The sequence below is a fragment of the Nocardioides malaquae genome, assembly GCF_015070385.1.
In the GTDB taxonomy this organism is placed as follows: Bacteria; Actinomycetota; Actinomycetes; order Propionibacteriales; family Nocardioidaceae; genus Nocardioides; species Nocardioides malaquae.
The window spans coordinates 1-230 of record NZ_JADCSA010001380.1 but is presented as its reverse complement, the minus strand read 5'-3'; the positions used below and the strand labels follow the sequence as shown (position 1 = coordinate 230).

The window sequence follows — 230 nt, the reverse complement described above, 5'->3', positions numbered from 1 at the left end:
CTACTGCTTTAGGACCTCCTCCATGAAACCAACCCAGACTAGCGAAGGTTTGTACCATGACACCACCACCATCAAACCCACGGACCTCATGGATACGGTCACGTACAAGAGTCTTGTGGAGGACATCCTTAAACATATCAGGCATTTCAGGTGGGGGCATTCCTTTGGGCGGGCGGTCAACCTGACCAGGGCCGCGGGGAAGGATCCGGCCTCTGTCCTTCTAGCGGGCT

Annotated in this window: 1 protein-coding gene; it reads left to right on the top strand. The window is 55.7% G+C overall.

The window, feature by feature from the left end:
• Positions 1-22 precede the first annotated feature (22 nt).
• On the top strand, positions 23-230 hold a 208-nt coding region (locus tag IEQ44_RS17555), incomplete at its 3' end, for a hypothetical protein (RefSeq protein ID WP_227487739.1).